7 protein-coding genes and 1 other annotated feature are annotated in these 8,509 nt (G+C 37.0%); of the genes, 3 read left to right on the top strand and 4 right to left on the bottom strand.

The annotated features are described in order from the left end of the window. Positions 1-122: 122 nt before the first annotated feature. The 3 genes from brnQ to WR164_RS07075 all read right to left on the bottom strand — a co-directional run bounded on the left by brnQ (position 123) and on the right by WR164_RS07075 (position 3,628). Positions 123-1,520 (bottom strand): branched-chain amino acid transport system II carrier protein, encoded by a 1,398-nt coding sequence (brnQ, locus tag WR164_RS07085; RefSeq protein WP_286136839.1) that lies wholly within the window; start codon positions 1,518-1,520, stop codon positions 123-125. Between the two features lie 136 nt (positions 1,521-1,656). Further along, positions 1,657-1,899, bottom strand: a binding site (T-box leader). Positions 1,900-1,978: 79 nt separating this feature from the next. Continuing rightward, a complete protein-coding gene (locus tag WR164_RS07080; RefSeq protein WP_286136838.1) occupies positions 1,979-2,824 on the bottom strand; it encodes an aldo/keto reductase in 846 nt (281 codons plus the stop codon). A gap of 54 nt (positions 2,825-2,878) precedes the next feature. After that, positions 2,879-3,628, bottom strand: a complete 750-nt coding sequence (locus WR164_RS07075; RefSeq protein WP_286136837.1) for a type I 3-dehydroquinate dehydratase — start codon at positions 3,626-3,628, stop codon at positions 2,879-2,881. 41 nt (positions 3,629-3,669) lie between these two features. Between WR164_RS07075 and WR164_RS07070 the strand changes: the two genes are divergently transcribed. Further along, positions 3,670-4,308: an HD domain-containing protein gene (locus WR164_RS07070; protein ID WP_286136836.1), complete on the top strand. Its 639-nt coding sequence runs from the start codon at positions 3,670-3,672 to the stop codon at positions 4,306-4,308. A gap of 3 nt (positions 4,309-4,311) precedes the next feature. Here WR164_RS07070 and ybaK read toward each other — a convergent pair whose 3' ends face one another. Further along, positions 4,312-4,815, bottom strand: coding sequence for a Cys-tRNA(Pro) deacylase (gene ybaK / locus WR164_RS07065; protein ID WP_286136835.1), 504 nt, complete (start codon positions 4,813-4,815; stop codon positions 4,312-4,314). Positions 4,816-4,957: 142 nt separating this feature from the next. Between ybaK and WR164_RS07060 the strand changes: the two genes are divergently transcribed. Then, entirely contained in the window at positions 4,958-5,683 is a 726-nt protein-coding gene (locus WR164_RS07060; protein ID WP_286136834.1) for a GntR family transcriptional regulator, read from the top strand. Positions 5,684-5,962: 279 nt separating this feature from the next. Continuing rightward, entirely contained in the window at positions 5,963-8,347 is a 2,385-nt protein-coding gene (locus WR164_RS07055; protein WP_286136832.1) for a phosphoketolase family protein, read from the top strand. The last annotated feature ends 162 nt before the right edge of the window (positions 8,348-8,509 follow it).

Raw genomic sequence — 8,509 nt, 5'->3', positions numbered from 1 at the left:
AGCATTTTTTGTATATAATATGAAAACCATGGTTTAAAAAATTAAATCATGGTCTTTATTTTTGAAAATAAAAAGAACTAGCAATTAAGCTAGCTCAGTTGAAATAAAATATGTTTTTAAAATTAATCTTCTTTTTCACTTTCAACGGCACCATTCCGTTTTGCCTTCAAAACCAAGTGGAATGTAACCCCAAGAATAGCACCAACTAATGCTGGAACCACCCAATCCATGCCGGCGCTAGCAAATGGCAAGTAGTTACTTTGGAAGGTGGTAACGGCCTTACCGAAGCCACTCTGGCTAACAACCGGTGGGAATGAACTGATCATTTCTAGGAATGCTGGAACGGCGGTACAGACAACTGTCCATGCGTAAACGACTGGATCGCGGTGGAAGAGTGGTGATGTGACTGATAAAAGGATCAAAACCATTGCGAATGGGTATAAGAACATCAACATTGGTGTTGACCATGCAATGATTTGATCTAAACCAAAGTTAGCGGTCAAAAATGATGCTAAACACATGAGGCCTAACCAAACTTTGTAGCTGACTTTTGGAAAATGTTTGTGAAAATCTTGGGCAAAAGCACCAACGAGTCCAATGGCGGTGGTGATACAAGCTAAAGTTAATAGGGTAGCTAGGAAGGCATGACCAACGCCGCCCAAGTAGTAATTCATGATCTGGTTGAAAGCAACCCCACCATCAGGTGAGACGTTGAATTTACCTAAACTGGTGGCACCTAACCATACTAATCCAACGTAAATTAAACCAATCGTGCCGACAGCAAACACACCTGCCTTAGCAGTGACCTTGGAATTACTGATCGGGTTGGTTTTACCCATTTCATTGACGGCAGTAACCACGGTGACCCCGAATGCTAATCCAGACAAGGCATCCATCGTGTTATAACCCTGTAAAAAACCATTGAAGAATGATCCATTGACGTAAGCGGAAGTGACGGTTTGGCTAGCAGCGTGTCCCATTGGTGATAGGAATCCAAGGAGAAAGGTTGCAAATAATAAAACTAAGAATAGCGGGTTCAATAATTTTCCAATACTAGTCATAATGTTGGATTGCTTATATGAACATAGGAACGCTGCCAAGAAGAATAATCCTGAAAAGACTAGCAAACCGAGGTGAACAGCATTCTTGGGTAACAGTGGCTGAACACCCACAGTGAATGAAACGGTTGCCGTTCTGGGGGTTCCAAAGAGCGGTCCGATGGTAGCATGAATTAAGATCATAAAACCGAGGGCAAAAGCAGGGCCAAGTGGACGCCCGATGTCATAAACCCCTTTGGAACGGGTGACACTAATGGCTAGAACTGAAAGTAGTGGTAACGCAACGGCGGTACATAGAAAGCCGAGCATGGCAACAACCCAGTGGGCACCTGATAATTGCCCCAAATGGACTGGGAAAATTAAATTCCCGGCTCCAAAGAATAATCCGAATAGTAATGAACTAACAATTGCATACTGTTTGACTGATAATGGCTTGTGATTCAAGTCTTTGACGTTTTCCATATGTAAATTCCTCCCAAATATTTTGCATCTGTTTTAAACTTCTAATCTGAACCTTAATCTGAACTTCCAAGTCATCATCACCTTTTGATTTAATTTTATGTATAAAAAAAAGCACCCATAATCTAACTTTCATTAGATTAAGGGTGCTTTATCGGCACGGTACCACCTTGATTATAGGTAAACGAATACCTATCACTTCACGGACAGCAATTGCTAATCCGCTAACACTATAATGGGTGTGCCCAATGTACGTTACTTGATTAAAGTTCGGTACATAGCTCTAAAGGGATTTTCATAAATTACTATCTGCTTGCTTTCACCAACCCAAGCTCGCTTTTAAGAATCATAATTTATTACTCAACTTTATCTAAGCTTTTATTAAAATCGTTTTTATTCAACAATTAATAGAATAATCAATAAAATTAAAATTGTCAACATTAAATTAGAAAAAGATTAATTTAATATTGGTGTTCAATTTCATAGACTAGTTCAGGATCGTCACCAGTCCGGTGATTACGGTTTAATTTATTGATGGATTTCATTTCATCATCTGATAAATTAAAATCGTATAAATCGGCATTAGCTTTAATTCTTGCTGGGTGGGTAGATTTAGGAATAATGGCAATGCCACGTTGCAAGTGCCATCTTAGGACCACTTGGGCAATGGATTTGTTGTGTTGCTTTGCAATTTTTTGAATGGTTTCATCATGCAATACTAATCCACGGCCTAATGGACTCCAAGCTTGATTTTGAATGTTAGACTGTTGATCGAATTTAACCAGTGGTTCCTGTGTTAAGTACGGATGATTTTCAATTTGATTAACAACGGGCATTTCTTTTGCCTGGGTCTTTAATAGTTCTAAATGGGTCCGGTGATAATTACTGACCCCGATTGATTTAATTTTACCTGCTTTTTTAGCGTCTTCTAAAGCTCGCCAAGTATTGAAGAATTGGGAGTGAATTGGCCAGTGAATCAAAACGAGGTTTAAATAATCAGTTTGAAGTCTCGTTAGTGATTCATCAACCGCCTTTAAAGTGCTTTCGTAACCTTGTTTAGGTTCAGGAATTTTAGTGGTAATAAAAATATGTTCACGGTTAATTCCTAATTTTTTAATTGCGTTTCCTAAAACTTGTTCATTATTATAAAATTGAGCGGTATCGAATAAGCGGTAGCCATCTTCAAAGGCAGCTTTTACTGCTTGATTCATTTGATCTTGCTCAGTAATTTTATAGGTTCCAAATCCTTCCATCGGCATTTTAGTACCGTCAGCAAGGGTGGTAGTATCTTTAATTGATTGCACCATTATAATTCCTCCAATCATACGGTTTAATCTATCATAATATAGTTATGATACAAATTACAGCATCTTGTTCATTTTGCTAAGTTGAGTAATACTATATTGACCTAAGTAATTAGCATCTTTTAATGGTTCATAAATGATGCTATTATTACAAGCAACACTGGCAAGTTGAATGGTTTTGCCAAGTGGACCCACGGCAGTGATAATAATTGGGTGGGATTGATTGCGACTTGCGGTTAGACATGCTTGCATCAAATCTAGGACCTGTTCTTTATTAGTTGGGATGGTTGAAATTTCGACTAAATCGGATAATTTGGTTTGTTCAAGTTGATCGATTTTATCCACCATTTGATCTTTAGTAGGGCGCTGCATTAAGTAGTAATGAGCTGTGATAATTCTAATTTGATTATTGTTAGCAGCGTTCTTAATCCGATTTTGAATCTTAGGATCCAAGCGGTCATCAATTTTGATTGCATCAGCAACTTTGGCGGTGATAATCTGAATTAAAACGCTTTGAATATCTTCATCAGAAAGGGCAATGTTAGCACCACTTGCCTTTGTTCTTAAATCAACGATTAATGGTAATCCAGTAGTCCAGTGCCTTAAAGTTTGAATCGTCTGGATGGTTTTGTCAGCATCTTTGATGTTTTCTAAATAATCCAATCTGAGTAAGACTAAATCAGCAGAAGTAGTTAATAGTTTACTACCCTCTGCAATCACTTCGTCACTAGTTGCAGCGGTGATAGGGACACAGACCTTAGGTTTGCCCGCGCCGATTTTTAAATTATTAATTGTTAAAGTTGTCATTATTAATTCCTCGATTATTATATATTGAAAGGAAACTTGTTATGAATTCAAAATTAAATTTAGTTGAACAATACGTCCGAAAACATTTGGAAAATGACCATACTGGTCACAATATGAGCCATATTCGACGGGTGGTCAGAACTTCTCAAAAATTATTGAAACGGATAGATGCGGATTCTTTGATTACACTTGCTGCTGCATATTTACATGATGTGATTGATGATAAACTAACCGATGATCCGAAACAGCAACAAGTTGAATTGAAGCAGCATCTAGTCCAATGGAAATTTACCCCATTCCAAATTAAAATGATTTTTCAAATCATTACCCAAATGTCGTTTAGCAAGAACCTAATTCATCATTATCAATTGCCGATTGAAGGTCAAATTGTCCAAGACGCCGATCGATTAGATGCCATCGGTGTAATTGGAATTGCAAGGGCATTTTACTATGCCGGCCACAAAGGGGAGAGCATGTATAATCCTCAAATCCCGATTCGATCAAAAATGACAAAACAGCAGTATCGTCATCAGCCGACAACGACATATAATCATTTTTATGAAAAACTATTAAAATTAAAAAATCAGATGAATACGGAACCTGCTAAACGAATTGCTGAAAAGCGAAATCAAGAAATGAAAATGTTCTTGAAAGCTTTTAAAAATGAATGGAACGGCTAAAACTTATTTCATTTCTAAATCGGCAAATTGAGCGTGGACTAAATTCTTTAATTGTTCAGCATCGACTTCAACGGATCGGCCAATTTGTCCTGATGAAACAATGATTTGACCTTGTTTTTGAGCTTCTTTGTCAATGAAGACCGGGTACTTGAATTTTTCCCAAATCCCAATCGGGGTATTCGCACCGTGGGCGTAACCGGTAGTCTTCAACAGTTTCTTTAGTGGAATCATTTCAACTTTTTTATTGCCAGAAACCCTAGCCAATTCTTTTTCATCTAAATGATTGTCCAATGGAACGACACCAACTAATGGACCTGTTTTTTTACCTTCTAGAACTAGTGTTTTATAGATATGATGTTCATCAACACCAGAATGATCGACATCCATTTGAGCAACGTCGCCTTCTTCGTGAGTTGGGAAGACGAACTGTTTGTATGGAACTTTTGCACGGTCCAACATTTTCTCAACCAATGTCTTTTTGATCTTATTTTTATTCTTTTTTGACATAATTTCGCCTCCAATAATTAATCTACCATACTATTATGTGATATATTAATTATCGTTACAAGCGATTGCTAGACGTCAATTAATAAAAACCATCGCAAAATTTGTTATAATTAATTCGATAACTGTAACTAGAGGAGAAAATATGACCGATTTAGTTTATCGTACTGTTATGCACGATTTAAAAAATAAAATCAATGGTGGCCAATTTCCCGATAAAAAATTACCAGACGAACGTAGCTTAAGTGATCATTACCATGTCAGCCGCAGTTCCATTAAACGGGCTTTGAGTGTCCTAGTCGACCAGGGCATTATCTTTAAGAAGCGTGGGTCTGGAACTTTTATCAATCCATTATATATGAAGAACAAGACAATTTTTCATTACGATGGATCCAATTTGGGCATTACTGATAGTTTGAAAAATAAGGGGATGACCCCCAAAATTAAATTACTTAGTTTTAAAGTCATTCCAACGACAGAAGCTTTGAAACAGGATTTGTTTTTGAAGGACGATGATTTCGTCTACGAAATTAAACGCTTGCGGTTGTTTCAAGACAAACCCTTTATGATTGAAACCGGATATATTCCCATTCGGGTGACGCCAACACTATCGAAGGAAATTGTGTCAGGCTCAATTTTTAATTATTTGGAAAAAACAATCCATAAAACCGTCACGAGATCATTCATGTCGATTAAAGCGGCACCGTCTAATTCTGAGGACCAAAAGCGTTTGAATTTAAAAATGAATGAACCCGTTGGCGTGATGGAGGGAATTTTCTTTTTAGATGATGGAACACCTTTTGAAGTTTCAAATATGCGTCTTCACTATAAATATATGAAGTATAATACCTTCGTCATGATTGGAAAATAGATTTTTATAACCCCTTGGATGCCTATGATATCAGGGGTTAAAAAATTATCTAAAAATTGGACCGTATCAATTAGTAAAAAGGTTGACTTTTGTTGAAAAAAGGTTACCATATTAATAGTAAACATAGAGTAATTGATACCTTTGTTTAATTTAAATGTGGTCTAATTTCTCATTAAAATTGGGAAGAAAATTTTGAAACTTTTATCCATGATAATGTATAATTAGACCCGTGGATTTGTATATTCATATTTTATTTATTTCACACAAAGGAGTGTGCTTATGTCAGAAGATTTTGATTCTAAACAATATTTGGAAGGCGTAGATAAATACTGGCGTGCTGCTAACTATCTATCAGTTGGCCAATTATACTTACGTAACAATCCATTATTGAAGAGACCATTAACTGCAAAAGACGTTAAAGTTAAACCAATTGGACATTGGGGTACCATCGTATCTCAAAACTTCATTTACGCTCATTTGAACCGAGCAATTAAGAAGTACAACTTAAACATGTTCTACATTGAAGGTTCCGGTCATGGTGGCCAAGTTATGGTTTCCAACTCTTACCTTGATGGTAGTTATACTGAAATTTACCCTAACATCAGCCAAGATGAAAAGGGTATGGCTAAATTATTCAAGCAATTCTCATTCCCAGGTGGAGTTGCTTCACATGCTGCCCCTGAAACTCCAGGTTCTATCCATGAAGGTGGAGAATTAGGTTACTCACTATCACATGGTACTGGTGCTATCTTAGATAACCCAGATGTTATTGCTGCCGTTGAAATTGGTGATGGTGAAGCCGAAACTGGTCCTTTAGCTGCATCATGGTTCTCAGATAAATTCATTAACCCTGTTACTGATGGTGCTGTATTACCAATTATTAACATGAATGGATTTAAGATTTCTAACCCAACAATTCTTTCTCGGATGTCCGATGAAGAATTAACTAAGTACTTCGAAGGTATGGGTTGGGATCCTCATTTCGTTGAAGGTGATCCTGAAGATCACATGGCATTACATGAAAAGATGGCTAAGACAATGGATACTGTTATTCCAGAAATCAAAGCAATCCAAAAGAATGCTAGAGAAAACGAAACTGCTGAAGATGCCAAAGAACCAATTTGGCCAATGATCATCTTAAGAACTCCTAAGGGCTGGACTGGTCCTAAGAAGAACTTAGATGGCGAACCAATTGAAAATTCATTTAGAGCTCACCAAATTCCTTTACCAGTTTCATCTAAGAACATGGAACATGCTGATTTAATCACTAACTGGTTGAAGTCATACAAACCAGAAGAATTATTCAACTCTGATGGTACTGTTAAGAAGGAAATTAGAGACATGGCTCCTAAGGGTGACCAAAGAATGGCTAAGAATCCTATCACTAATGGTGGTATCGATCCAGAACCATTGAAGTTACCTGATTACAGAGACTATGCTGTTGACGTTAAACAACACGGTTCCGTTGTTGGTCAAGATATGATTATCTGGTCTAAATGGCTTGGTGATGTTATGAAGGCTAACCCTAAGAACTTCCGTGCCTTTGGTCCTGATGAATCAATGTCTAACCGTCTATATGGTGTATTTGATAAAACTAACAGACAATGGATGGAAAGAGTTCATACTCCAAATGATCAATACATTGGTCATGAAGGTCGTTTGATCGATTCACAATTGTCTGAACACCAAGACGAAGGTTGGTTAGAAGGTTACGTTCTTACTGGTCGTCATGGATTCTTTGCTACTTACGAAGCATTCGGTCGTGTAGTTGACTCAATGTTAACTCAACACTTCAAGTGGTTACGTAAAGCTGCTGAACAATCATGGAGAAGAAAGTACCCATCATTGAACTTTGTTGATACTTCAACTTCATTCCAGCAAGATCATAATGGTTATACCCACCAAGATCCAGGTCTTTTAACTCACTTAGCTGAAAAGAAACCTGCATTCATTCGTGAATACTTACCAGCTGATGCTAATACATTGTTAGCTGTTGGTGACGTTGCATTCAGAAGTTACGAAACAATTAACTTGTTAGTTACTTCTAAACACCCACGTCCACAATGGTTCTCAATTGATGAAGCTTCTAAGTTAGTTAAGAATGGCTTAGGCTACGTTGACTGGGCATCTACTGACCAAGGTGCTGAACCAGATGTCGTTATCGCTGCTGCTGGTGTTGAACCAACATTAGAATCATTAGCTTCAATTTCATTGTTGCATAATGCATTCCCTGACATGAAGATCAGATTTATTAACGTGGTTGACTTACTCAAATTACGTTCACCTAAATATGACCCTCGTGCTATCAGTGATAAGGAATTTGATTCATTATTCACTACTGATAAACCAGTTGTATTCGCATTCCACGGCTTCGAAGGCTTAGTCAAAGACTTATTCTTCGATCGTCATAACCATAACTTACATGTTCATGGTTACAGAGAAAATGGTGATATTACCACTCCATTCGACATGCGTGTATTAAACCACTTAGACAGATACCACTTAGCTAAAGAAGTTGTTTCTGATGTTCCTGCTTATGCTCAAAAGGGCGTATCATTCATTAGTAAGATGGATGACAAAGTTGCTAAGCATAACCAATACATCAGAGATCATGGTACCGACATGCCTGAAGTAGTTAACTGGCAATGGAAACCATTAAAGTAATTTAAATCATTACAATTTAATTATTTAAAATAAAAATGTCTTCGATCATTTGATCGGAGGCATTTTTTTGTTTGGATTGATTTAATGTAAAATTCATTTGATTTTTATTATCAAAAATTATTTCTTATTTTGTTTAGCTTATAAAATTGCCTTTTAAAAATA

It is taken from the genome of Philodulcilactobacillus myokonensis (genome assembly GCF_027923585.1).
In the GTDB taxonomy this organism is placed as follows: Bacteria; Bacillota; Bacilli; order Lactobacillales; family Lactobacillaceae; genus Philodulcilactobacillus; species Philodulcilactobacillus myokonensis.
This window is presented reverse-complemented; position numbering and strand designations above follow the sequence as displayed.

Excerpts from the sequence above, each read along its gene's own strand:
- brnQ (WP_286136839.1), bottom strand. The coding sequence starts at position 1,520 with ATGGAAAACGTCAAAGACTTGAATCACAAGCCATTATCAGTCAAACAG.
- WR164_RS07080 (WP_286136838.1), bottom strand. The coding sequence starts at position 2,824 with ATGGTGCAATCAATTAAAGATACTACCACCCTTGCTGACGGTACTAAA.
- WR164_RS07075 (WP_286136837.1), bottom strand. The coding sequence starts at position 3,628 with ATGACAACTTTAACAATTAATAATTTAAAAATCGGCGCGGGCAAACCT.
- WR164_RS07070 (WP_286136836.1), top strand. The coding sequence starts at position 3,670 with ATGAATTCAAAATTAAATTTAGTTGAACAATACGTCCGAAAACATTTG.
- ybaK (WP_286136835.1), bottom strand. The coding sequence starts at position 4,815 with ATGTCAAAAAAGAATAAAAATAAGATCAAAAAGACATTGGTTGAGAAA.
- WR164_RS07060 (WP_286136834.1), top strand. The coding sequence starts at position 4,958 with ATGACCGATTTAGTTTATCGTACTGTTATGCACGATTTAAAAAATAAA.
- WR164_RS07055 (WP_286136832.1), top strand. The coding sequence starts at position 5,963 with ATGTCAGAAGATTTTGATTCTAAACAATATTTGGAAGGCGTAGATAAA.